General features: G+C 47.9%; 21 protein-coding genes. 4 read left to right on the top strand and 17 right to left on the bottom strand.

From position 1 onward, the window contains the following. The first annotated feature begins 26 nt into the window (after positions 1-26). Complete coding sequence (locus tag DESAL_RS14935; protein WP_015852816.1) at positions 27-494, top strand: pyridoxamine 5'-phosphate oxidase family protein; 468 nt, start codon at positions 27-29, stop codon at positions 492-494. Positions 495-675: 181 nt separating this feature from the next. Here the strand turns inward: DESAL_RS14935 and DESAL_RS14930 are convergent, their stop codons facing one another. The 8 genes from DESAL_RS14930 to DESAL_RS14895 form a co-directional block, all read right to left on the bottom strand. Next, on the bottom strand, positions 676-1,410 hold the full coding sequence (locus tag DESAL_RS14930; protein ID WP_015852815.1) for an ABC transporter ATP-binding protein: 735 nt from the start codon (positions 1,408-1,410) through the stop codon (positions 676-678). Next, on the bottom strand, positions 1,410-2,177 hold the full coding sequence (locus tag DESAL_RS14925; protein WP_015852814.1) for an ABC transporter ATP-binding protein: 768 nt from the start codon (positions 2,175-2,177) through the stop codon (positions 1,410-1,412). Before DESAL_RS14925 ends, DESAL_RS14930 begins: the two co-directional genes overlap by 1 nt. Positions 2,178-2,203: 26 nt before the next feature. Further along, the gene (locus DESAL_RS14920; RefSeq protein ID WP_015852813.1) at positions 2,204-3,280 is read right to left on the bottom strand and encodes a branched-chain amino acid ABC transporter permease; all 1,077 of its coding nucleotides are present in this window, start codon (positions 3,278-3,280) and stop codon (positions 2,204-2,206) included. Positions 3,281-3,292: 12 nt separating this feature from the next. Next, the gene (locus tag DESAL_RS14915) at positions 3,293-4,201 is read right to left on the bottom strand and encodes a branched-chain amino acid ABC transporter permease (protein ID WP_015852812.1); all 909 of its coding nucleotides are present in this window, start codon (positions 4,199-4,201) and stop codon (positions 3,293-3,295) included. A gap of 93 nt (positions 4,202-4,294) precedes the next feature. Next, positions 4,295-5,476 carry an ABC transporter substrate-binding protein gene (locus DESAL_RS14910; RefSeq protein WP_015852811.1) on the bottom strand — a complete coding sequence of 394 codons (1,182 nt, stop codon included), beginning with the start codon at positions 5,474-5,476 and terminating at the stop codon, positions 4,295-4,297. Positions 5,477-5,668: 192 nt separating this feature from the next. Next, complete coding sequence (locus tag DESAL_RS14905) at positions 5,669-7,657, bottom strand: methyl-accepting chemotaxis protein (protein ID WP_245543747.1); 1,989 nt, start codon at positions 7,655-7,657, stop codon at positions 5,669-5,671. Between the two features lie 214 nt (positions 7,658-7,871). Beyond that, entirely contained in the window at positions 7,872-8,189 is a 318-nt protein-coding gene (locus DESAL_RS14900; RefSeq protein WP_015852809.1) for a hypothetical protein, read from the bottom strand. A 14-nt stretch (positions 8,190-8,203) separates the two neighbouring features. Beyond that, a complete protein-coding gene (locus DESAL_RS14895; protein WP_015852808.1) occupies positions 8,204-9,814 on the bottom strand; it encodes an aminotransferase class I/II-fold pyridoxal phosphate-dependent enzyme in 1,611 nt (536 codons plus the stop codon). A 317-nt stretch (positions 9,815-10,131) separates the two neighbouring features. Here DESAL_RS14895 and DESAL_RS14890 point away from each other — a divergent pair, with 317 nt between their 5' ends. After that, complete coding sequence (locus DESAL_RS14890; protein WP_015852807.1) at positions 10,132-10,605, top strand: ferritin-like domain-containing protein; 474 nt, start codon at positions 10,132-10,134, stop codon at positions 10,603-10,605. A gap of 78 nt (positions 10,606-10,683) precedes the next feature. Here DESAL_RS14890 and DESAL_RS14885 read toward each other — a convergent pair whose 3' ends face one another. The 4 genes from DESAL_RS14885 to hslV form a co-directional block, all read right to left on the bottom strand. Continuing rightward, positions 10,684-12,270, bottom strand: a complete 1,587-nt coding sequence (locus DESAL_RS14885; protein WP_015852806.1) for a flagellar hook protein FlgE — start codon at positions 12,268-12,270, stop codon at positions 10,684-10,686. Positions 12,271-12,511: 241 nt separating this feature from the next. Continuing rightward, positions 12,512-13,258, bottom strand: a complete 747-nt coding sequence (locus DESAL_RS14880; protein WP_015852805.1) for a tetratricopeptide repeat protein — start codon at positions 13,256-13,258, stop codon at positions 12,512-12,514. Positions 13,259-13,434: 176 nt separating this feature from the next. Beyond that, entirely contained in the window at positions 13,435-14,808 is a 1,374-nt protein-coding gene (gene hslU, locus DESAL_RS14875; protein ID WP_015852804.1) for an ATP-dependent protease ATPase subunit HslU, read from the bottom strand. Between the two features lie 19 nt (positions 14,809-14,827). Further along, positions 14,828-15,367: an ATP-dependent protease subunit HslV gene (gene hslV / locus DESAL_RS14870; protein ID WP_015852803.1), complete on the bottom strand. Its 540-nt coding sequence runs from the start codon at positions 15,365-15,367 to the stop codon at positions 14,828-14,830. A gap of 263 nt (positions 15,368-15,630) precedes the next feature. On the opposite strand from hslV, the gene DESAL_RS14865 reads away from it, so the two are divergent. Then, positions 15,631-16,140: a hypothetical protein gene (locus DESAL_RS14865; RefSeq protein ID WP_015852802.1), complete on the top strand. Its 510-nt coding sequence runs from the start codon at positions 15,631-15,633 to the stop codon at positions 16,138-16,140. A gap of 187 nt (positions 16,141-16,327) precedes the next feature. Continuing rightward, positions 16,328-17,113 (top strand): hypothetical protein, encoded by a 786-nt coding sequence (locus DESAL_RS14860; RefSeq protein WP_015852801.1) that lies wholly within the window; start codon positions 16,328-16,330, stop codon positions 17,111-17,113. A 99-nt stretch (positions 17,114-17,212) separates the two neighbouring features. On the opposite strand, the gene DESAL_RS14855 is transcribed toward DESAL_RS14860, so the two are convergent. From DESAL_RS14855 to DESAL_RS14835, 5 genes are all read right to left on the bottom strand, one after another. Beyond that, complete coding sequence (locus tag DESAL_RS14855; RefSeq protein ID WP_015852800.1) at positions 17,213-19,030, bottom strand: chloride channel protein; 1,818 nt, start codon at positions 19,028-19,030, stop codon at positions 17,213-17,215. Then, entirely contained in the window at positions 19,030-20,013 is a 984-nt protein-coding gene (locus tag DESAL_RS14850; protein ID WP_015852799.1) for a bifunctional riboflavin kinase/FAD synthetase, read from the bottom strand. The genes DESAL_RS14855 and DESAL_RS14850 overlap by 1 nt, the downstream gene beginning before the upstream one ends. 66 nt (positions 20,014-20,079) lie before the next feature. After that, entirely contained in the window at positions 20,080-21,543 is a 1,464-nt protein-coding gene (locus DESAL_RS14845) for a M48 family metallopeptidase (protein WP_041721928.1), read from the bottom strand. Positions 21,544-21,696: 153 nt separating this feature from the next. Continuing rightward, a complete protein-coding gene (gene rho, locus DESAL_RS14840) occupies positions 21,697-22,971 on the bottom strand; it encodes a transcription termination factor Rho (protein ID WP_015852797.1) in 1,275 nt (424 codons plus the stop codon). Between the two features lie 337 nt (positions 22,972-23,308). After that, the gene (locus tag DESAL_RS14835; RefSeq protein ID WP_015852796.1) at positions 23,309-23,824 is read right to left on the bottom strand and encodes a CarD family transcriptional regulator; all 516 of its coding nucleotides are present in this window, start codon (positions 23,822-23,824) and stop codon (positions 23,309-23,311) included. Positions 23,825-24,020: the final 196 nt, after the last annotated feature.

The raw sequence follows: 24,020 nt of genomic DNA, 5'->3' as shown, positions 1-24,020 counted from the left end.
GCATAAGTTTAAATCGGAGAAATATTATGTTCAGAGAAATTCAGAATACCAAAAAAACATTGCCCGCAGGGTCTGTTGAAGAAATTCTTAAAGCCGGAGAAGAGGGTGTACTGGCTACTTGCGGTGAAGATGGCCACCCTTATGCCACCCCGCTTAATTATGTTTACCACAACGGAGCGATTTATTTTCATTGTGCATTGACCGGACATAAGCTGGACAACATCGCTTTTAATTCCAAAGTCTCGTTTTGCGTCTATGTTGATGCTGAACTGGTGCCGTCTAAATTCAGCATCAAGTTCAAATCAGTTGTCGTTTTCGGTAAGGCTGAAGAGGTTTCCGGGGAAGAGAAGAAAGAAGCTTTGCTCGCACTGGTGCACAGGCTTTCCCCGGATCATATTCCCGCAGGCGAAAAGTACATTCATAATGATATGGACAAGACTCGGGTGATTAAAATTAATATCGAACACGCAACGGCAAAAGGTCGCGCGAACTAAATTTTCAACAAATATATCCTAAAAAAAACGGCTGGTTTGATTTCTCGTCAAACCAGCCGTTTTAATTGATTAATTTTGATAAATCAAAGCGGCGGAGCCAAACTAAAAGTTTTTGAAGAGTCCAGAGACACCTTTTTCGAAAGTTTCTTTGGTCTCCCCGAAGGGGCTGCCGGAGGCATCTTTATCCCCCCAGATATGCCTTCTTCACTTCAGGGTCATCCATAAGCTGTGCAGACGAACCTTGAGCTACAATTTCCCCGGTATCAAGCACGTAACCACGATGGGCGAACTTGAGCGCGAGGTTTGCGTTCTGTTCGATTAAGAGAATTGTGAGTCCTTGTTCATTCAGTTCCTTGAGGGTGCGGAACATGTCGTACATGAGCAGTGGCGCAAGGCCCATTGAAGGCTCATCGAGCATTATGAAGTTGCATTTGGACATGAGAGCACGCCCCACGGCCAGCATTTGCTGTTCTCCGCCGGAAAGGGATTCACTGCGTTGCTTTCTGCGTTCGGCAAGACGCGGAAAAAGGGCGAATACGCGGTCGTAATCACCATGAACATCCTTGATGGAATCCTTGCGGGCATAGGTTGCCAGCTTGAGGTTCTCTTCCACGGTTAGATTGCCGAAAATGTGCCTTCCTTCCGGTACAAGAGCCAAGTGCAGGTCTGAAATAACCTTGTGCGGCGGCATGTCGAGTATCGAGTCACCTTTCCATGAGATGTCACCCGAAATGACTTTGGGTGCTTCTGGCGGGGGAAGGCGGCTGATGGAAAGCAGGGTGGTCGTTTTACCTGCTCCGTTAGCGCCGATCAGGGTGACGATTTCCCCTTCGTTAACATTGAATGAAATACCGTGCAGGGCTTCAATATTACCGTATTTCACGTGGAGATCTTTGATTTCAAGTAGAGTAGTCATCAGATTGAATCATCTCCCAGATAAGCTTTGATAACAGTCTCGCTGGACTGGATATCTTCTGGTGTTCCTTCGGCGATGGTTGCGCCGAAATCAATGCATTTAATCCACTTACAAAGTGTCATAACAACCTTCATCTGATGCTCGATCATGAGGATGGTGATGTCGAATTCATCGTGAATCCACTTGATGAGCTTGATCAGACCTTCAACGTCAGAAGAGTTGAGTCCTGCTGCGGGTTCATCAAGGAGCAGCAGCTTGGGCTGAATGGACATAGCCCGGGCTATTTCAACCCGCCGCTGTAATCCGTAGGGCAGGTTTGTGGGCAGTTCCTCGGCATATTGCTTGAGGTCCATGAATTCGAGCAGTTCGGTGGATATGCGCTCGATTTTCTTTTCCCGCAGGTAATAATTTTTCGTGCGCATGATGGCATCGAAAAAGCCGTAGCCCATGCGATAATGCTGGGCGATGCGGATGTTGTCCATGACGGTCATGTCATGCCACAAGCGAACATTCTGGAAAGTACGAGCCACGCCCTGAGCTGTTACCTGATGCGGTTTGAGCCCGCGGGTAGGCCTCCCTGCGAGGGTTATTGTTCCTTCCGTTGGTTGATAAAATCCTGATATGAGGTTGAATATGGTGGTTTTCCCTGCCCCATTCGGGCCGATCAATCCGGTGAGGGAACCTTCTTCAAGCTCAATATTAAAATCGGATACGGCCTGCAGTCCCCCGAACCTCTGGGTAAGTCCATCTATACTTAATAGTGACATTTTTTCTCCTTTTCTCGCGGTGTTGACTACTTGAATTTGTAGAATTTCTTAAGCCGCGGGAACAGGTCGGGCAGTTCCTTGTTACCCATAATTCCCTCGGGCCTGAATTGCATGAGCAGAATCAGGGTCAGCGGGATGAGTACCCATTTCCAGACCTGACTGAGATGGTAGGTGTCCGGGAGCAGGTTCAGGAAATGCATTCCAGTGTCGAGGGCCGGGATGATAAAACGCAGCAGTTCGAGCATTACCGTGAAGAATATGGCCGAAAGTATTGATCCTCCAAGTGAGCCCATACCGCCTAGGTAGACCATTACAAGGCATTCTGTGGATTTCATGATGTTGAAGGATTGCGGGTTTACATAACCGAGCACATGAGCGAAGAGTGCCCCCGCTACCCCGGCAAGGCCGGAGGACAGCATGAAAGCAGCCATTTTCATTTTGTTGGTATCAACACTCATGATTTCGGCGGCAACTTCATCCTGACAAATGGACATGATGCCTTTGCCGTAGGTGGATGATACAAAGCGACGGATCATCCAGATGGACATAAAAGTCCCTAGGATCACCCAGATCATCATCCACGGTATGTCGATTACATCTTCCATGGCGTTGACCACCCGTTTCATGCCCATGAATCCGCGAGGTCCGCCGATGATGTCCATGTTCTCAATGGCGGATATGACCATGTAGTTTGCAGCAATGGTGATGATAGCCAGATAGTCGCCCCGTGTTTTGAAGGAGGGGACGGCTACAATCAGCCCTGCCACAGCAGAAACGAGTCCTGAGATTATGACTACAATCGGGAATCCCAGCGGGGCAAGTTCCGGAGGTAGTATGGGAGCGCCGAATATTTTGTCCTGAGCGAAAAACATTACACTCAGGACAGAGGATACATAGGCTCCGATACACATAAACCCGGCATGACCGCAGGAGAATTCTCCCATATATCCGTTCACAACATTCAAGCTGGATGAAAGGATAATGTTGATGCCGATGAACATGATTACCGACTGGATGTAGAGGTCAAGCGCGCCGAATTGGGAGAGGGCTACAACAATGGCAGCCATGGCCCAGATTCCGATATTGAAACTGTACTTCTGCATTCTGTGTCCGCCTTAAATCTTAGTTGTCTTGGCAACGCCGAAAATTCCGGTGGGCTTCATCCAGAGGATGATAAGCAGTATGGAAAAGGCGAACAGGTCACGGAAAGTTGAGGGGAATATGGCAACAACCCCGACTTCGATGAAGCCGAGCAGGAAGCCGCCGATAAAGGCCCCGCGAATATCTCCGATTCCGCCTACAACCGCAGCGATAAAGGCTTTCCAGCCGATGAGAGCACCCATGTACGGTTCAAGGATAGGGTAGGACATGGCAAAGAGCAGTCCTGCAAGTCCGGCCATTCCTGAGCCTAGCACAAAGGTGAATACGATTACGTTGTCGATGGGGATGCCCATGAGCGGGATGGCAAATTTATCGTAGGAAATGCCGCGCATGGCCATGCCGATTTTTGTCTTGGTTACGATGAACTGCAAGAGCAGGAAGACGGCAATGGCAGCAAAGATGACAATAATTTTCAGGTTGGTTACCGAGACATTGCCGAAAGTGTAGACAACTTTGTCTAGCAGTTCCGGAAATTTTTTGCGGCTGGCACCCAGCAGGGCAAGGTTGCCGTTTTCTAGAATCAGGCCGCACATAAGTGCAGTGATGACCACATAAAGCCGATGTGCCCCTTTTCGTCTTAAAGGACGGTAGGCAATGCGTTCGAGAGTTACCCCCACCCCGGCGGTTAGGATCATGGTCAGTGGAACGGTTAGAGCCAGCACCATCCACGGAGCAAAGTCCAAAAAGCCGAGCAGGGCGGTGGCAACGAAAAAGGCGATGTAAGCTCCGACCATGAAAATATCGCCGTGGGCAAAGTTGATCAGGAGCAGGACACCGTAAACAAGGGTGTAGCCCAGCGCAATGAGAGCATAAAAGCTGCCCCATTGCAGGGCATTGAGCAGGTTCTGGATGAGGATATCCACTTTCCGTCTTTCCTCTTTTGTCTTCTAGGCAGTTGCAGGGAGTTTTTTCTCAGACGGCGAATCAGGTTCGCCGTCTGAGATTACTTCAATGAACTAGGGGCAGACGGATTCGGCGAATACAAAGTTACCGTTTTCGTCAATGCGTACAACAACGGCGCATTTGATGGGATCGCCCTGGCTGTCAAATTTCATGGAACCGGTGATACCTGCGAATTCCCTGATGGAGCTCAAGGCATCACGAATAGCTTTGCGTTCAGCTTTCAAGTCGGAACTATAGGAACCGGCATCCTGAATGGCCTGAAGCACAAGGCGGGTGGCATCCCAAGTGAGGGCTGCTACATCGTCAGGAGTTTCACCGTATTTTGCTTCATAGCGATCGATGAATTCCTTGGTTGCTCCTTTAGCACCGGCTGCGGCGTAGTGGGTGGAGAAGAACTGGCCTTTACAGTCGTCACCGCAAAGTTTCATCAGTTCTGCGGAACCCCATGCATCTGAACCCATGAAGGGGCCTTTGTAGCCAAGGTCACGAGCCTGTTTAACAATGAGGGCAACCTGATTGTAGTTATCGGGAACAAAGATGAAATCAGGATTGGAGTTGATGATTTTGGTCAGCTGGGCTGAGAAATCCTGATCTTTGGTACCGTGTGATTCAAAAGCAACAATGGCTTTAGATCCATTTTTCTTTTTAAATACTTCCTTGAAAATTTCAGCGAGTCCCTTGGAATAATCGTTGGAGATATCAAAGAGTACTGCAGCGGTTTTTGCCTTAAACTGTTTGGTTGCGAAGTTTACTGCAACAGGCCCCTGAAAGGGGTCGAGGAATGCTGCGCGGAAAACCCAGGGGCGATTTTTGGTGGTGTCCGGGTTGGTGGACCAAGGTGAAACCATGGGGGTGCGGTTGTCATTACAGGTTCCACCTGCGGGGACTGCCTGCTTGGAGGAGTTGGGGCCGATGATTGCGACTACGCCATCCTGCTCGATCAGTTTCAGGGCAACGTTTACAGCGGATTCTGCTTTGGATTCATTGTCTTCATAAAAGAATTCGAGAGGGATTTTTTTGCCGCCAACTTCAAGGCCGCCTTGTCCGTTTATGTCAGCAAGAAGCATTTCAGCAGCGTTCTTGGAGGCCTCACCTACTTTGGGGATATCCCCGGTGAGTGGGATGTTGAATCCGATCTTGATTTTCTCTTCTTTTTTAGAACAGCCGCTGACAATGATCATTGCCAGTCCGAGTACCATGAGGACCAGCAAAGACCTGATAATCATTTTTTTCATTCTTTACCTCCTGAAGTGTTCATTGGGAATATACTTAGGTCTTTAGAGATAGTTGAAAATAGCGCAAAATAAGGGTTTTCAAAAGAAATTTTTGAAAAGAAAGGGGAAAGAATGAATTCGTAAAAAGATAAGCCCTCCTGATGAAAATCGTCAGGAGGGCCTATTTATTTTGCGTATGGAGTAGTGGATTAGCTAGAGCTTGAATCTGTCCATCATCTCTTTTAGTGAGCGGGCCTGTTGATCGAGATCTTTAACAGCTTCTTCCAGTTGGCGAGAGCTATCAAGGTTCTGTTCTCCGGCTTGTTTGATAGAGCCTAGGGCCACTGCCACCTGATCAAGCCCGGCTAACTGCTCCTGACTTGAAGCCGCGATCTGGGCTGAGGACTGGGCGGACTGATTGATTACTGTGCTCAGGTTGAGAATGGCTTCCCCTGTCTGAGAGGAGAGCGTTGCTCCTGTTTCAACAGCCTTTCCGCCTTGCTCGGTAATCATAACCGCAGAGCTGGTGGCTTTCTGGATGTCGGCAAGGATTGACTGGATCTGGGCAACTGATTGTTTGGATTGATCAGAAAGGTTTCTGATTTCACGGGCAACCACGGTGAATCCGCGTCCTTCTTCACCGGCCTTGGATGCTTCAATCGAGGCGTTCACAGCCAGAATATTGGACTGATCTGCCAGATCGTTCACGACATAAATAATGTCACCGATATGCTGTGACTGTTCGGAAAGTTTAACGATGGACTGGGCAATGGTGTCCATCTGGGTGCGGATATCTTTCATTCCTGAAGATGCGTCTTCCGCTGCCTTCTTACCTTGCTGAGAGGTAAGAACTGCTTTGCGGGCTACGTCTGCAACCTGTCTGGATTTCTCATTTGAGAGGTGAGCTGTCTGTTTTACTTCTTCTACTGTGGCGTTTGTTTCAGCAACAGCACTTGCTGTTTCCGCTGCACTTGCTGTCAATTCTGCAGAAGCAGCTGAAATCTGGCTCAAAGAAGATGAAAGAGTACGAACGGTTTCATGGATCTGCTGGTTATCGCCTTTGAGGGTTTCAACCATGGTCGCGAGAGCTTTACCAATGGTGTCGTTTTCGGAGCGGGGTTTTGCTTCCACAGTAAGGTCGGAGTTAGCAACCCTTTCCATGGCTTCGGCCATCTGGTTAAGTGACTCGGTCATTTTGTTAAAAGCACGGGCCAGTGATCCGAGTTCGTCCTGACGGTCGGTCCCTTTGATTCCTGTGCTCATATCACCTTCGGCAATTCGGTAGGCAGCTTCAACAACTTTGCGCAAGGGAAGGGTGATGTTGCGACCTACAATCACAACTGCACCAACTCCGAGAACAAAGGCGATAATGCCGAAGATCCAAGTGTTCATGATGGCTCTGTTGTTGCGGGCTTGCAGAGAGGGACCTAGCTTTTCCTGATCTGAAATAACTGATGATTTGGCCTGTTCGATTAGCGTTGCCATCTTAGGGCCGATTACATCCAGCTCGGTGTTAATCAGTCTGTCACGAGTTGCTGTTTGTGAAAAAAGTTCGATGAGGCTTTTGGAATAATTTTCTTTTGCTTCCTTAATCTCATTAAGCAAGATCTGGTTCTGCCCTTTTAAAATAGAGCTAAGTTTAATCAGTTCATCGTTGACTAAATTCATTTCTTCTAAGGCCCTTTTTTGGTGGGCATCTAGGCTTTTTTCAATAAATTTAGTGGTGTAAAGCCTTGCGAGAACCAGGTGACGGACTCCTTTGGCACAGTGGTAAAGTGCAGCTGAATTGCTTTGAGATTTTCCGAGATTGTTGATTATGCGTTCGAAGTTTTGTTCCATAAGGTCTCCTTCAGGGACCAGTATGGAGTTTGCTTGATTGTCTCGTGAGAGTTGAGCTTTTTCCACTTCGGCAAAGCTGGCGTCATAATCTGTCAGCAGAGCCTTAATCTCTTTGATTATTCTAATCCTGTCGTTGGATACAAGTTCCTTTTCGGCCTGTTCAAGCAGGGGGAAAACCGTTTTTGCAGTTTCAAAGTATTTGCGGCTGGATTTTTTGTCGCCGGTAATAATGTAATCTTTAACGTGGGTTCGACCTTGCAGTATATTGGCTTGAATTCTGCCTATCAGGTTTGAATCCTTGGCAAAGAAGCGGTAGTCGGTAAAGCCGGAAGAGGATTTTTGCAGTGCAAGCATGGATTCCATGCTTACAATCCCAAAAAGGGCGAAAACAACAATAAAACTACAGAATATTTTTTGTCCGACAGTAAACCTTTTCAGCATGGCGCAAAAAATCCTTTTGTTTGTTTAACTATTAATCATAGGCAGTGCTTCTTTTGTTGAAGCACTGCCTATATATTTGATTAGTCTTTACGTCAGAGAGTTCTGACTTGCAAGATGTGTGAGAAATGAAACAGTATTATTCGTAATTTGAGTTGCAGAACTCATTACATTTCTCTTCTACGCTCTGGAGCAGTTGCAGGCAATCCTGCTTGTCGGGGAGTGAGTTCATTTTCATACGCACACTTTCGCAGCTCATACGGCATTCCTTGGCGGATTTGTATGGGGCAAGTGTGATTTCGGAGTATTTAGCACATATGGAATCCTGAGTGTCACACAATTCTTCCGTGGCTAGTGATCTGCAAAAGGAGCTGACATCCTGCATGCTGGTTGTATGGCCTGAGCAGCCTGCCAGAAAGAGTAGCAGGATGTTGCTTAGAAGAACTTTTTTCAACATGGAATCCTCCGGGTTTATAAAATGTTTTTCATGGCTGCCAGAAACATTCTATTGCGGGAATTGTTGCCGATAGAAACAGTCAGCATATCCGGTAGTCCGAAATCATCCAGTTTCCTTAATTTAAATCCATGGTCTAACATTTCTGCGCACAGCTGTTTTGCCGGAATAGGAGAACTGAACATGATGAAATTACTCTGGCTGGGGTATACGGTACAACCAAGTTCTTCCAGCCCTTTTTGGACGCGTTCCCGGCCTCTGATTATCAGGGCTATGGTAGAGTAATAGAATTCGTTGTGGTTGAGCGCTGCCAGCCCGGCACCGATATTCAATGGGCTGATGGGAGTAGGGAGTCTGGATTCTTCAAACTCTCTGGCTCGTTCGCTGTTCATTAGTGCATATCCAAGCCGCACCCCCCTAAGCCCGAAGGACCACGAGAAGCTGCGCAGGATAACAAGATTGGGTGCTTTTTCCAGAAAATTGACCATTGAATAATCATCTTCAGGCCATGAAAATTCCACAGACCTTTCATCTACAATGAGCAGTGTCCGCTTCGGCAGCAGGTTGGACATGGTTGCAAGTTCTTCAGCGGGAAGTCCGTAACCGGATGGCTCGTCCGGGTTGGTGATGATTACTGCGGCTGTGTTTTCATTTGCTGTCGTTACCAGCTGGTCCAAGGGCGGTGAATAGTTGCGGCCTCTGGGCAGGCGTAAAAGTTCCACACCGCATAAGGCTGCGACGCTGCTGTATTCCGGCATGCCGTATTCATAGCTGAGTACATGGTCTACACCCGGTATAGCCGTTAAACGCAGGGCCAGATCAAGAATCTCAACGGCTCCTCCGGCCACGAGCACACACTCTTCAGGCACATCATGCCGTTTTGCAAGGCCGAATTTAAGGCTGTCAGCCGAACCGTTCTCAAAGGCGGAACAGTTGTTGGCCATATTTACTATAGAGTTAGAAACGGCCTTTGATACTCCCAGCGGGTTGGAATTGCTGGCAAGGTCTATTTCTTTTTTGATTCCGTATTTTTTACGAAAAGCTGCTGAGCTCAGCTTTTTGCCGGGTTTGGGTTTTGCTTGCGGAATCTCGGTCTCCGGAAGTTCGGGTTCCTTAATTTCTTCAGCGGGAGCTGCCGTTACTTCGGGTTCAGGTTCCGGTGCAGCGACCGGCTCCGGTTCCGGGGCAAGTGTAGCTGTTTCTGCCTTCTTTTGCGGTTCCCTTGCTTCTGTTTTGGTCACGGGCTTGGAATACATTTCAAGAGGCAGGGTGATTATGCGGATATCGATATCGTCACTCAGGGTGGCGTTACTGACTATTTCATTAAGTTTGTCGAACGAATCAATGATGATATTCAACAGGTCATTGCTAAGTTCAATCTCATTTTTAAATATCTGATCAAGGACTTTGCCTATCTCGTCGGCAACACGACTGATGTTGGTAAGCTCGAGCAGTGATGCGCTTTCTTTGAGGGAGACAAGTATCCCGTATACCTGTGCGACAGAGGCCGCAGAAGGGGATGAACTTTTTTCCATTTCAATGAGTACATTTTCAATCTGGTCCAGTTTGTCCAGAGATTGTTCCACGAAATGTTGCAGTGCCACATCTTCTTGTAAATTATCAGTCATTTTATCACCTTTGGCAGATTTATTTAAGACGGTTTGGGTTGAATAATTACCCGTTAACCAAGGTTCAGCTTGTCGATTAAAAGATATTTGTGCAATTTTTTTTAGAAGAAATCCATTATCTTTTTATATTCTTGAATGATAAAAATGGCAAAGGTTGTTCGCTAAAAATATAACTTATTACGGTTGCGCTTTTGAGAACTCTGGTTAATATTAAAAATCAATGACCATCTGTTTGCAGAGATTTGGCGGATTTATCCAAAGATAGATCATAAATAAATCGATTTCCACAGGAAGTTTTTAATTTACGAGGTGTACATATGGTAACCTTTTTCAGTGCTAATGAAGTGGCAGAACTTGCAATGCGTATTGAGCAGAAAGGACAGGCTTTCTACCTGTTGGCTGCAGATGAGGCAAAAGATCCCGGCGCAAAGGAATTTTTTGAATTCTTTGCCGAGGAAGAATCCCGGCATGAACTGTTTTTCCGTGATATGCGTGACCGTATCGGTTCTATTGAGGTCCCTCCGGGAAGCGACTATGAAGAATATACCCAGTATGTGATGGCTCTTGTTGATTCCCACGATGTTTTCAACTTTGATTACACCGAGGCTTTTAAAGACGAGGCTTTCAATTTTGAGCAGGCTGTGCGAGCTGCTATGCGTTTTGAAAAGGACACCATTCTTCTTTTCACTGAATTGAAGAGAATGGTTCCCGATTCAGAGCGTAAATTCGTTGAAGAATGTATTGACGAAGAGCGTAAACACCTGCGCATGCTGGCGGAAAAACTCAGCTAGCTTTAGCTGCAAAGGTATTGAAAAGCCCCCTCTGAGTATCTCAGAGGGGGCTTTGTTTTTGCTTATTTGATGTTCAGGTTACTTCTTGATGCCAAGAGCTGTGTTGATCATTGAATCCGTGGTGGTGATTCCCTTGGAGTTTGCCTGAAAACCGCGCTGGGTCAGAATCATGTAGGCAAATTCATCCGCCAGATCCACGTTTGAGGTTTCAAGGCTGTTGCTTACCACAGAGCCGAGCCCATCTTTTCGGGCTACACCTTGGATTGCCTCTCCTGAGTCGATTGTAGCGCTGAAGTAGTTTGATCCTTCACGGCGCAGTCCGAATTCATTCTTAAAATTGTACAGGTTTACCTGATAGAGTTCAGCGCTCATTCCATTTGAGAACAGTGCACTCATAATTCCATCCGGGCTGAAGGATACATTCTGGAGGTACCCCTCTCCGAAGCCGTCCTGTGACTGGCTGATGGTGGATGATGAACCGTAGTAGTCTGTGGTGGCAAGAGCGTTGAGCTTACCGTCTACCATTCCGGGCAGTGAGGATGCATTGCTGCCTATGTCCGCAGCAGTCACTCCGGTGGTGTTCCATGAGTCTGTCCCGGAAGTGATCCCCATATCAAGGGATATGGTCTGTGCTGAAGCGGTTCCGCTTGCCCCGGAGAGAGTCACGCTGAAAGTAGGCTGTCCGTTACTGTTCAGGGTTGCCTGTTCCCAGTTGGCGAGATCCTTACCGTCTGCTGAACCTGCTGCAAGAGTGAAGGCGCTCTGGTTGAGCAGGGCTCCGTCACCGGAAAAAGTGAGCGTCCCGGCCATAACAAGTCCGGCACCGGAGGTTCCGGTCAATGCACTTGCATCTTCACCGGGGGGAACGGTTACAATGTATTCCCAGTGCCTTTTATCGGAACTGTCGCCGTCATTTATTACTTTATCGAAGTATACGACCAGATCGTGCTTGTTGCCGTTGTCATCGTAAATCTGGATGGAGCTGTTGTATTCATACTTGTCAGCAGTCAACGGTGTGTCTTTGGTTCCATCCCATTCCTGAAGCAGGGAAAAGAAAGGAGAATCTTCACTGCTGCTGTTATCTACTGCACCGGAATCAAGGTTTGTGCGCATAGTTACAGAATCAGTGCCTTTCGGATCTGACTTCACAACCATGATTTTGTTGCCGTAAGTGTCGGTTTCTTCTTTCATGGGCAGCACAATGTTTTGCGAGGTGCTGCCAATGTTACCGTCATCGTCAATCTTGTAGCCCTGAAGGATGTTCTTGTGAGAGTCTACGAGCTGCCCGTTCTTATCAAAATGAAAGCTGCCCGCACGAGTGTAGCGGCTGGCATTTGAGACCGGATCGGCTACACGGAAAAATCCCTGACCGCCGATAGCGATGTCAGTGCTTGAGTTCGTGGTCTCGAATGATCCTTCCTTGAAATTAATTCTGGTGGTCGCAACCCGCGTTCCCAGCCCTATTTGTCCCGGTGTGCTGATTCCACCGGACACAATACCGGAATTGGCTTTACCCGAACTCTGGCTGGCGAGTGTTTCAAGAAATGTGTCGCCGCTTTTGTAAGCAGTGGTGTTGACGTTGGCAAGGTTGGCACCGATTTGCTGCAATAGCACTCCGTGTGACTTTACGCCCGTCGCGGCTGTATACATTGAGCTGAAACCCATGATTGAACTCCTTGATAGGTGTCGGCATTAAAACTGTGACTCCGCCTGCACCTGTTTAACCTGTAGGCCGGAATAAAAATCCGGTCACCAGTACTTAAGCAAGGGGCGTGCCTAAAGTTTGTATTAAGCAATATCAAGGGTTTGTTAGTTGTATTTGGGATAAAGGCGGAAAAAAAGTCCTTCTTAATAAACATTAAGAGGACTTCAGTGGCTGCCATGATTCCGGGAGAAATAATTAAGATCAGGCTGGAACTTTCTTTTTCAAATATTTTTTGAGCTTCATTGCCGGAGCAGACTTAGGATTGATGCCGAGACATTTTTCAGCATTTTTCAGGGCACCTTTACGGTCCCCTTTTTCATAAAGACAGCGGGCTATATTGAAATATAGGTTTTCGTCATCATCGGTAAGCCCTAATGCTCTGGAATAAAAATTAACGGCTTCGTCAAACATTTTATTCTTTCGCAGGGAGATGCCAAAATCATTAAAGAGGTGTTTATGTTCCAGTTCAAAGGCGGCATTAAGCTCGATTAGCCTGCTGAATACATCTGTGGCTTTATCTGCTTCATTGCGGTCAAGGTAGCAGAGGCCGATGCCGAAGTTGGCTCTGATATTGTCTTCATCGATGTTGAGGGCCTTGCCGTATTCCATTTCTGCGGTGAAGGTATTCCCTTCCTGACGTTGGCGGTCAGCCTTGGCAAGAGTCTTATTCAGTTTTTGGATGGCCGGGAATACTGTGGATGTGTAAAGTTCAACTTCCGGGGTGAATGATTCCAGCAGTTCTTCTTTACTGATAATCTGTTCTTCCCCTGAGGGAACATCATTTTCGTTAAGTACCCGCAGGCCAACTTCTCCATTATCCTTTTCCTCTGCAAAATACAGGAAAGACTGGATGACTTTTCTTTTAGTCGTTCCGGTCCCGATTTCCTGTATTAGTTTAGTGGAAAAAGTGCCCTTTATTTTGGGCATGGAAGCTGTGTTCTCAGCCATAGCGCCTGTTTTGTCTCTTAACTTTTAGAATATATAATTAAAATTATGTCAGCCAGATGTCCTCTGTGCGTATAGCACAGATCCGTATGAGCCTCAATTTTTAAAAGCATTAAAAAAGCGGGACAGTATTACAACTGTCCCGCTTTACTGTTAAATTAATATAAATATAAGGACTTCTAAAGAATGTAACGTGAAAGATCTCTGTCTTCAGTTACATCTTGCAGTTGTTTCTGTACGTATTCCTTGTCAATAACAATTGAATCACCGGAACGGTCCGGGGCTTCAAAGGAAAGGTCAGAGAGAATCTTTTCCATGATAGTGTAAAGTCTACGCGCACCGATGTTTTCGGTCTCTTCATTGAATTTCTGGGCGTTGAGGGCCACTTCTTCAAGTGCTTCGCGGCTGAAATCAATGTTCAGGTTTTCGGTTTCCAGCAGGGCTTTGTACTGTACAGTAAGAGCGTTCTGCGGCTCGGTGAGGATGCGGTAGAAGTCGTCCTTGTCGAGAGATGTCAGTTCCACACGCAGGGGAAAACGTCCCTGAAGCTCGGGAATAAGGTCCGAGGGCTTGGCGTAGCTGAATGCACCGGCAGAGATAAACAGGATGTGGTCGGTCTTGACCATGCCGTACTTGGTGTTGACTACGCAGCCTTCAACAACGGGAAGAAGGTCACGCTGCACACCTTCGCGGGATACATTTGCGGAACCGCCACCTTCCTGATTACCTGCGATTTTGTCGATTTCATCGAGGAAGAGGATACCGCCCTGTTCTACGCGTTCACGGGCCAGTTCTGCCACGTTATCCATATCAATGAGCTTGTCGGATTCCTGCTGGATGAGGATGTCGTAAGCCTCGCGGATTTTGACCTTGCGCATTTTTTTCTTGTTGGGGAACATCTTGCCGATCATATCGTTGACCTGCATGCCCATGTCTTCCATTCCGGGCATGGACATGATTTCCACGCCGCCGCCCTGTACGGAAACTTCGATTTCCACTTCACGGTCATCGAGTTTGCCTTCGCGCCACATTTTACGGAATTTTTCGCGGGTGGACGACTGATCTGCTGAGGGCTGTTCTTCCTGCTCTTCAGGGGCAGCGGGATTGAAGAATCCCATACCGGGCTGCTTGGGCTTGGAAGAGGGGAGCAGAATGTCGAGAAGTGCGTCTTCTGCGTGTTTTTCAGCCTTAACTTTGACCTTCTCCATTTCTTCCTTGCGCACAAGGTTGATACCGATTTCCATCAGGTCGCGGACCATGGATTCAACATCGCGGCCAACGTAGCCAACTTCGGTGAATTTAGTGGCTTCGACCTTGAAGAAAGGACATCCGGCAAGTTTAGCCAGACGGCGGGCGATTTCGGTTTTACCAACCCCGGTGGGGCCCATCATGATGATGTTTTTGGGTGCTATTTCGTCACGCAGTTCCGGTGGAAGCTGCTGACGGCGCCAGCGGTTACGCATGGCAATGGCGACCATCCGTTTGGCATCGGACTGGCCGATGATGAATTTGTCCAGTTCAGAAACGATTTCTCTAGGTGTAAGATTGCTCATTTGTTAGGCTCGCGAAATTTTATTTTTCAAGGGTTTTGAGAACAAAGTGGTCGTTGGTGTAAACGCAGATTTCACTGGCGATTTCCATGGATTTCTGGGCGATGTCCGCAGCGGGCATATCGGTATTGCGCATAAGTGCACGGGCTGCGGAAAGGGCGTATGAACCACCGGAACCAATAGCTGCGACACCGTCATCAGGCTCGATAACATCACCGTTACCGCTGATGATGAGGATATGCTCGGCATCAGCCACCATGATCATTGCTTCCAGCTTGCGCAGGAATTTATCAGTGCGCCAGTCGGTAGCCATCTCAACGGCGGAGCGCACAAGGTTGCCGGAGTAGGTTTTGAGTTTCTTTTCAAAGCGTTCAAAAAGGGTAAATGCATCAGCGGTCGCCCCGGCGAATCCGGCGATAACCTGATCATTGTAAAGGGTGCGGACTTTAACTGCGGAATGTTTCATAACCACAGCCTGTCCCATAGTGACCTGACCGTCACCGATCATGGCAGTGCCTTTATCGTCTTTAACGGCCAGAATGGTTGTTCCTCTCATTTCCATGTTCATCTCCTGATTCATCTATTTCAATATGACGGATTGAGTTCAATTTGTTTATGAATTCAATAATTACGCCGGGGGATATTTATTCATAGCGGCGCGAAATTTTTGGTTACCAGAACATAATACCTGTGAGGGGGATGGCAAGGGGGGAGGAACCATTTTGAACTAACGTCCTAAAGACAAATGAAATTCTGACGACAAGATTTTAATTATATAAAGAAACATTGTGTTTCATTGATTATTAATTGTTCATAGGAGAACATATGAAACGTTTACTGATCCTAGTTGTTATGCTGGTTATGTTGGTTTGTGGAAGCGCTTTTGCTCAGGAAAGTTTTAATGCTCAAGGTAGCGTGCTAGTTCCTAACCTTCAGGTCTGGTTTATGTCTTCTGACTCTTGGATGGTTCCAGGAATGTCGTTGACCAATATTTCCAGCGTCCCTGTGCAGTGCCGAGTGACTTACTATGACCATGATGGAAATGAACTTACTTATCTTGAGGAGACTTATACTGGCGGTTCAAATTTCGTTAGGGTTGCTACTGGGCGTGATTTTGATATTCCTGCAAAATCGACTCGTTTTAATACGTTAAGGCGGCCAAGCAGTCGTATGGTTGCCTATGCTTATGCCGTTGTAGAGTGGAAATCGACTGCTGACCCACTTCTCAGAAAAGCGTTGGTTGGAGGGGGAGAGCAACAAAGATTGCATAGAACATCTAGTGGGATGGCCCTTACTCAACCAAGATTCTTAATTAATGATGGTGAACCCTTTTAGTTTGTAGACCTCCCTCCACCGACCAAATGTCAGAGGAGGGAGTTTTTTTGTAAGAGGTGCTCTATAGGTCCATTTCCTTTCCCTTCCTTCCAATAATCCAGCTCCCCAACCTAAAGAAATATTAATTTATGCCGAAAATAATGTCGATACGCACTTAACCTCTAAATTCTAATATCTGAGGCCAGCCATGAGAATTAATGAATCTTCGGGCTTTAAGTTTAATATTTTCGATATGAAGAAACCAGCTGAGGAAGAGGTAAACTCAACCCATCAGCAAGTTGTAGAAAAGGAACCGCAGGGGCATTCCTACTCATCCCGTAATATGATGGCGGGGAACTTTTTTCAGCATGACCGAGAGCAATCTCGCTATATAACTGGCTTGATAACTTCATATGATATTGCTGACCAATTTCGCAGCCAGATGCAGAGTGTTGCAAATGTTTATAGTGATGATGCTAAGATTATGTCCGCAGATATGCCGTCAAATTATCGTTTGATGGGGCTTGCTGTTATGGAGGCCGAACATTTTGCCGAAGAGCAGGCGGAAGACTATGCGGGCGAGAAGCTTGAAGAGAAGTTGGAGAAAGATCACGAAGAGCAAGAAGAAGATTTAGAGAAGAAGATCGAGGAAAAGATTGAAGAAAAGCTCATGCCCGATGGAGCCAAGCAGGTTCTGGACGCTGATCCTGATCCCGAGGAGCTTACCGAGGAAATCGCGGAGAAGGTCGAAGAGGCTACTGAAGCCAGAGGTGACAAAATTTTAAAAGGTAGTGAGCAGGATGAGCCTCAGACAATTGCCGGCAATGTTCAGGCTGCTGAACAGGTAAGTACTGTCGCGGCGGCAAGTTCTGTTGCACCGGAAGGTAATAAGAAGGCCGAATTGACCGGAGAGTCTACGCAGACAGTGCAAGGAGGCAGTGCTTCTGTCGGTACGGTTCCACCGCCGGGGACATATGTTGATGAAGTTGTTTAGGGTTTGAATTAGCCAGAAAAATTTAAAGCTCCCTCTTGCAAACGCAAGAGGGAGCTTTTTTTATCTATAGCAATTTATCGTATGAACCGGCGAAGCCTATTACTCAGCAGCCTCTCTTAATTCCTTAACAGACTTGGCATAAGCGCGGAACACGTTCTCCCTGTTCAGGATACCGATGATCCTGTTGGGATCGTCCTCACTTACAACCGGGATTTGCCCGTAGTCCGTGTCTACGAACTTGAGCAGCGCAGTGTAAAGGTCATCATCCGCCTTGAGGGTCGCCGGCTTGGTGGCGAGGTCCTTGGCTAGGATGAGGTCGAAGAGGTCCGGGTTGAAGAGGTGGTTACGGACATTCTGAATGGTCAGGATTCCGGTGATAACCCCATCTTCGTTTTTGACCGGGAAGTATAGCTCGTTGGTGTTGGCGATGATATCGGTCAGCGCCTTGAGCGTGGTTCCTTCTTCAAGGGTGGTTACGCGACCCGGTTTGTAGTGGGTCTCAACGTGTAGCCCTTCAAGGATGTTGATGGTTTTGTCCTCAATATGAGCCGGAGAATCGAATTTACTTTCCACCTGATGCTCGTAAAGTGAGAAGCTGCGTCCAAGCACGATGCAAAGCGCGGAGGCGAGCATGAGCGGGGCCAGCAGCCCGTAACCCTGTGTGAGTTCGCAGACCATGATCAGCGGTCCGATAGGTGCTTTTGCGACCCCGGCGAAGAATGCGGCCATGCCGACCAGTACGTAGCCTCCGGGCTGGGTCACGATGTCCGGATAGTATTTTCCGGCAAGCTGTCCCACGATTCCGCCGGACATACCGCCTACGAAAAGTGCGGGCGCAAACATACCGCCGGACATACCGGAACCGATGGTCATGGAGGTGGCGATGGTTTTGCCGATTACAATGGCGGTCATCATCATGAGCGGGATTTCACCCATGATTGCCATTTCCAGCCAGCCGTATCCCCCGGTGAGAACCTGCGGGAAGAACATACCCATGATACCCATGAGCAGTCCGCCGAGAGCGGTAGCCCACATGAGGCCGACCCGGTCTCTGATCTGATTGAACACCGAGAACTTGATGAAGCGGAAAGTGCGGATATACATCCAACCCGCCAAGGTGCAGGCAAATGCCAGAGCCACGTAGAAAATCAGCTCCCGCGGATCGTGAAAGACAAAGCGCGGAATGCCGAAGATCGGCTCAGTTCCGTAAAAAAGTGTGAACAGGGAATATGATACTACGGAGGAGATGACCGAAGGCAGGATGGCTTCGGATTCAAAGTCCTCACGGTAGATTACTTCGATGGCGGTGAGAGCGCCGCCCAGCGGGGCACGGAAGATCGCACCGAGGCCGCCTGCTGCTCCGGCAAGGAGCAAAATGCGGCGTTCCTTGGTGGAGAGCTTTAGCCTCTGGGCCAACCATGATCCAACCCCGGCTCCCATCTGGGTGATGGGACCTTCTCGGCCTGCACTACCACCGCAGGAGATGGTGAAGACTGAGGTTATACCCTTGATGATGGGTACTATGGGGCGCATGAGACCGCTGCCCTGATGGAAACATTTGATGGTGGCATCGGTGCCGTCCGTTCCGCCGGAGGTTGTTTCCGGTATGTACTTGTTGACCAGCCATCCGGTAACCAGACCTACGATGGTCAGGCAGATGGGGATGGTCCAAGTGCGCAGATGCTCCCCGGCATGCCCGTGAAAAAGCTCTTCGCCTTCAGGGGCGGGCAGGGAAAGTCCGGCCAGTTGGCTCATGAAAATATATTTGCCGAGCTCTACCGCACCGAAAAAAAGCACGGCTACGATACCGGAAAGGATACCTACTACAATACCGAGTACCAGCCAGCGGAAATGGCTGACTTTACGGTAGGAGCGGGCAAGATCCCTCCATGTATGCAGACTGAGAAAAGGACTCATTATTCTGCTCCTGATTCTGATTCGCTCAGATGAAGTCCGGGACGGACCTGTGATTCAGGGTATGAGAGAATTTCTCTGGCAAGGCCGATATCAATACCGATGCGTTCCTTGAGCTCATCCAGACCGTTGAATTTCTTCTCGGAACGGATGCGCTGGATGAAATGTACGCGGATATCCTTGCCGTATATATCTTTTGAAAAATCGAGAATGTGCGCTTCTACGGAAAGGGCTTCATTGCCGAAAGTGGGGTTTTTACCGATGTTGGCAACACCGGGCAGGACCTTGCCTTCGACTTCCACTCGGATGGCGTAAACCCCCTTCTTGGGGAAAAGTTCATCTTCAAGCTTGATGTTGGCTGTTGGGAAACCGAGCAGTCTGCCGCCTCTGTTCATGCCGTGCACAACTTCACCGCGCACCTGATAAAAACGGCCGAGCAAAGGACGTACGTCCCAGACGTTACCTTCGCTGACCATGTCACGGATACGGGAAGAGCTGACTACAGCATCGTTGATGATTACCGGATCAAGACGTTCGACCCCGTACTCATGCTTTTGTCCCAGTTTTACAATGGTTTCGTAGTTGCCGCTGCGACCTTTACCCAATGCATAGTCATAACCAACTACCATTTCTTTCATCCCAAGAGGTTCAATGAGGTAACGCTGGATGAATTCTTCGGGGGAAAGGGCAGCCATTTCCTTGGTGAAGTTCAGGGCCAGTATTATGTCCGGCTTATGCAGGGCGATAAGTTCCAGTTTTTGAGAGGTAAGGGTGATGAAAGGCGGGGTTTTGCTATTAACCAGTACCCGGAGAGGATGGGGGTCAAATGTTACTACTACGCTGGCAAGGCCATTGGCGCGAGCCTTTTTGCAGGTGCTGCTGATCAGCTTCTGGTGTCCCTTGTGGACCCCGTCAAAGTTTCCGATTGTAACGCATGCGCCTTGTTCAGGCTTGATAATTTCATCTATTGATTTTGCGATGATCATATTCGCTTCACTTTTTAATTGGAGATAGGATTTTAGAAACGAAAACCGTTACCTCAAAAGCCCATATCATTCAAGCTTTCCATTGCCCTCTTCCTCGGGCGGTTTCGGGTTGATTGTTTCCTGCAGTTTCGTGAGTTCATCGCGTTGTTTCTTGGTTTTCGCCAGTCCTTCAGCCTTACGGAGGTGGAACTGCGCTTTCTTCATATCGTGACCATACAAAGCTGCATATGCGAGTTGGCTATGGGCTTCAAAATAGTGCCCGGATTCTCCCAGCATCCGTCCAAGATGATAGTGAATTTCCTGATCATGGGGGACCATTTCAGCAACTCTGCGCATTGTCAGGATGGCCTGTTTGTAGTTTTTCCTCGTGCCTTCAATACGGGCGATGAAAAAGAGGGTCATGGCATCACGCGGCTCTCGCAGGTAAGCCTCACGCAGCAGCGGTGAAGCTTTGTCCATTTCTCCTATGGTAAAGAAGAAACGACCCTGTTCTCGAAGGATAAGAGTGTCATCAGGGCAAAGTTCGTGTGCCTGATTAAAGGACAACTCAGCTTTTTTGTATTGTTTCATGCGCGTGTAGACAATTCCCAATCCTAAATGGTCGAGGCATGTGCGTTCGTTTTCAGGAATTGCCATATAATATGCTAGGGCAACGTCCGCTGAAGTCAGCCGCGCCCTGATAAGAGTCTGAACTTTGAAAAAGGCAGCATCATCATCTTTACGCTCAAAATATTCCGGCGGCATGCGTTTGAAGCGGTCTTGCAGGTATCCGATACGTGAATCAAGGCCGGGGTGTGTGGAAAGATAAGTCGGTATGTTGGTATTGCTTATGTGCCATTGGCGCTGTTTCATAACCTTGAAACCATCAATCATGCTTTGCGGGTTGTAGCCCGCAGCAACGAGGTAGTTCATGCCGAGATGGTCAGCTTCCCTTTCATTTTCCTGTGTGTAGTTGAGGTATGCACTTGTAGCTCCGCCCATTGACCCTACGGCAATGGCTGAACCAAGATTGCCCATATTGCTGCCGCCACCGGCAATACCTACCAGCATTCCGGCTAATGTTCCGAGCATACTTGCAAAGTTGACCATTTTCATTTTTTCCATGCGGCGGGCCACATGGCGCAGGGATACGTGGGCAAGTTCGTGCCCGATAACTGCTGCGAGCTCTGCCTCATGCTTCATATTCAGGATCAAGCCGGTGTAGACATAGACGTATCCGCCCGGAACCGCGAAAGCGTTCATGGCATTGTTGCGTATAACGGTAGCGGTGATCGGGAAAGGTTGGGGAGGGATATGTTTAGCAACCTTGGCAACAAGATGTTTTACATAGCCCTCAATTTGCGGATCGAGAATAATCGGAAGCCTGTTTCGGACCATTTTATCAAACTCTCCGCCGAGCTTGATTTCGTCTTTGACAGTAAAATCCCCGAAAAGCGAATTAGCAGTGGCCTGCGGTGTCATGCACAGGCTGAAAAAAAATATCAGGATTAACGATATGATCTGGAGGTGGATTTTATTTCTGATGAGCATACTGAAATCTGTTGAATCTATAAATGATGTTGAAGAATTTTATGTATGTTGAAGAGAGTAAGTTTTGAATGGCTGCTTGTAAAGGAAGGAAGCAAAAAGAAAACCCCGCAAGCAGAACTTGCGGGGTTAGTAATTCTTTATGAACCGGGCGGACTATTTGCCCATCATGTCGAAGAATTCGTCATTGTTTTTAGTGCCCTTCATCTTATCGAGCAGGAATTCCATGGAATCAATGGAGTTCATGGGGGCAAGAAGTTTGCGCAGGATCCAGACCTTGTTGAGAACACCGTCATCGAGAAGGAGTTCTTCCTTACGGGTACCGGAACGGTTGATGTCGATTGCAGGGAAGACGCGTTTTTCAGCGAGCTTACGGTCAAGGTACAGGTCCATGTTACCGGTTCCCTTGAATTCTTCAAAGATAACTTCGTCCATGCGGGAGCCGGTATCGATGAGAGCGGTGGCGATGATGGTCAGGCTGCCGCCTTCTTCAATGTTACGCGCTGCGCCGAAGAATCTTTTAGGACGCTGCATTGCGTTGGCATCCAGACCACCGGAAAGGACCCTGCCGGAGGAAGGGGTTACGGCGTTGTATGCGCGACCGAGTCGGGTGATGGAGTCGAGCAGGATGACAACGTCACGTTTACGCTCAACAAGGCGCTTGGCCTTTTCAAGTACCATCTCGGTAACCTGTACATGGCGCTGCGGAGGCTCATCAAAAGTGGAGCTGACCACTTCAGCCTTAACAGTTCTGGCCATATCGGTGACTTCTTCGGGACGTTCATCGATGAGCAGAACAATGAGATCAACGTCGGGATGGTTGGCGTTGATGGAGTTTGCTATATTCTGCAGCATCATGGTCTTACCGGTACGGGGCGGTGCAACGAGCAGTGCGCGCTGGCCGCGGCCGATGGGGGAAAGAATATCGATTACCCGGGAACTGAAATTTTTAGGACCGTTTTCCATTTTGAAACGGTTGTCCGGGTATACTGGAGTGAGGTTGTCGAAAAGAACCAGATTTCTGGAGTGTTCCGGCGGTTCAAGTCCGATTTCATTTACTCTGAGAAGTGCGAAGTAGCGTTCGCCTTCTTTGGGAGGACGAATCTGTCCGGAAATAATGTCACCCTTGCGCAGGCCGAATCTTCTGATCTGGGAAGGAGAAACATAGATGTCATCCGGTCCGGGCATGTAGCTGTAGGTGGGGGAACGGAGGAAACCGAATCCATCGGGAAGGACTTCCAGAACACCTTCACCGTAAATCTGTCCGTTCTGTGCCGCGCAACCCTGAAGCAGTGCAAAAATAAGTTCCTGCTTGCGCATGCCGCTGGGGTTTTCAACTTTGAATTTAGCTGCCAGATCCATTAGGTCTGACATCTTCTTCTGTTTTAGTTCAGTCAGGTTCAGGTTTTGTATCTTTTTTTCTTGGCCCATACTGTATAACCGGATTTAAAAAGTTTTAAAAATATTTATAAGTTATCGGAAAGCCTAAGCAATGCACACATGACGTGTTCATGTACTTGCTAAAATGCTCTACCTTAACTAGATGATGGAAATTATATTGGATTTTCCTGAGTGAGGGGCTGTTTATCTGTTCGAATACAACGACTTTGATATCGTCTTTGATTCTTGCTCCACCCTAGTTGCAGTCTGTTATGTTTAGAAATGCTTTGCCGAGTGTTTCTAATGAAACGCGAAACATTCTAAATCCTGCAACTCATAGGGCATTAACTGAAAGAATCGTTTATGACAAGTCGTTTGAACAGGATTTTTAGGATTCCTCTTCCTGTTTTTCCAGAACATCACTGAAAAGTGCATTGATATCTTCCTTGATCTCTTCCTGATCAAGATCAAGAGCAAAGGAAAGTTCCATCGAAACCAAACCCATAGCTTGCTCAAGGAGTCTGCGTTCACCAAAGGAAAGTTCTTTGTCGCGACCGATCAGGAACAGTTCTTTGAGGACATAAGCCACGTCCTGAAGGTCGCCGCTTTTGAGCTTCTCAGAATATTCGCGGTAGCGTCTGTTCCAGTTCTGCCCGGTGTAGCCGGTGAAATCAGATCTGTCCTTGAGACTTTCAAATATTTCCATACCCGCGTCCTTGTCACAAACAGCGCGAAGACCCACGTTATGCGCGTTCATGACCGGAACCATGAGCGTAACATTGTTACTTAAAATGCGGACAATATAAAATTCAGCGGTTGCTCCGCCGATTTCCTGGCTTTCGATACGTTCTACTTTGCCTACTCCCTGTGAAGGGTAGACAACCAACTGGTCTAGCTCAAACACTCATGGCTCCTTGGACTTGCTAAAGAAATGCTTGGAAAGGTCGGTGCGAATTTCGGGGATATCCCGAGATGGTGGTGGCGCGGTTACGTGGAATTCAGGATTAGCTGAAAACGGGTTTACAGGCCCTTCCCATTTCTTTTACCCTCTATATTGATATTTATTTTCTAAAGAGGGAATTGCTACGAAAAGTTATTAT

It is taken from the genome of Maridesulfovibrio salexigens DSM 2638 (assembly GCF_000023445.1).
In the GTDB taxonomy this organism is placed as follows: domain Bacteria; phylum Desulfobacterota; class Desulfovibrionia; order Desulfovibrionales; family Desulfovibrionaceae; genus Maridesulfovibrio; species Maridesulfovibrio salexigens.
The sequence above is the reverse complement of the archived record's forward strand: the minus strand, read 5'-3'. Positions and strand labels throughout refer to the sequence as shown.

What these genes read in the sequence shown, in the direction of transcription:
- hslU (WP_015852804.1), bottom strand. Translation starts at nt 14,808, where the DNA reads ATGAGCAATCTTACACCTAGAGAAATCGTTTCTGAACTGGACAAATTC.
- DESAL_RS14935 (WP_015852816.1), top strand. Translation starts at nt 27, where the DNA reads ATGTTCAGAGAAATTCAGAATACCAAAAAAACATTGCCCGCAGGGTCT.
- rho (WP_015852797.1), bottom strand. Translation starts at nt 22,971, where the DNA reads ATGGGCCAAGAAAAAAAGATACAAAACCTGAACCTGACTGAACTAAAA.
- DESAL_RS14910 (WP_015852811.1), bottom strand. Translation starts at nt 5,476, where the DNA reads ATGAAAAAAATGATTATCAGGTCTTTGCTGGTCCTCATGGTACTCGGA.
- DESAL_RS14920 (WP_015852813.1), bottom strand. Translation starts at nt 3,280, where the DNA reads ATGCAGAAGTACAGTTTCAATATCGGAATCTGGGCCATGGCTGCCATT.
- hslV (WP_015852803.1), bottom strand. Translation starts at nt 15,367, where the DNA reads ATGGAAATGAGAGGAACAACCATTCTGGCCGTTAAAGACGATAAAGGC.
- DESAL_RS14850 (WP_015852799.1), bottom strand. Translation starts at nt 20,013, where the DNA reads ATGATCATCGCAAAATCAATAGATGAAATTATCAAGCCTGAACAAGGC.
- DESAL_RS14855 (WP_015852800.1), bottom strand. Translation starts at nt 19,030, where the DNA reads ATGAGTCCTTTTCTCAGTCTGCATACATGGAGGGATCTTGCCCGCTCC.
- DESAL_RS14905 (WP_245543747.1), bottom strand. Translation starts at nt 7,657, where the DNA reads ATGGAATCCATGCTTGCACTGCAAAAATCCTCTTCCGGCTTTACCGAC.
- DESAL_RS14900 (WP_015852809.1), bottom strand. Translation starts at nt 8,189, where the DNA reads ATGTTGAAAAAAGTTCTTCTAAGCAACATCCTGCTACTCTTTCTGGCA.
- DESAL_RS14930 (WP_015852815.1), bottom strand. Translation starts at nt 1,410, where the DNA reads ATGACTACTCTACTTGAAATCAAAGATCTCCACGTGAAATACGGTAAT.
- DESAL_RS14885 (WP_015852806.1), bottom strand. Translation starts at nt 12,270, where the DNA reads ATGGGTTTCAGCTCAATGTATACAGCCGCGACGGGCGTAAAGTCACAC.
- DESAL_RS14880 (WP_015852805.1), bottom strand. Translation starts at nt 13,258, where the DNA reads ATGGCTGAGAACACAGCTTCCATGCCCAAAATAAAGGGCACTTTTTCC.
- DESAL_RS14895 (WP_015852808.1), bottom strand. Translation starts at nt 9,814, where the DNA reads ATGACTGATAATTTACAAGAAGATGTGGCACTGCAACATTTCGTGGAA.
- DESAL_RS14860 (WP_015852801.1), top strand. Translation starts at nt 16,328, where the DNA reads ATGAGAATTAATGAATCTTCGGGCTTTAAGTTTAATATTTTCGATATG.
- DESAL_RS14890 (WP_015852807.1), top strand. Translation starts at nt 10,132, where the DNA reads ATGGTAACCTTTTTCAGTGCTAATGAAGTGGCAGAACTTGCAATGCGT.
- DESAL_RS14845 (WP_041721928.1), bottom strand. Translation starts at nt 21,543, where the DNA reads ATGCTCATCAGAAATAAAATCCACCTCCAGATCATATCGTTAATCCTG.
- DESAL_RS14865 (WP_015852802.1), top strand. Translation starts at nt 15,631, where the DNA reads ATGAAACGTTTACTGATCCTAGTTGTTATGCTGGTTATGTTGGTTTGT.
- DESAL_RS14925 (WP_015852814.1), bottom strand. Translation starts at nt 2,177, where the DNA reads ATGTCACTATTAAGTATAGATGGACTTACCCAGAGGTTCGGGGGACTG.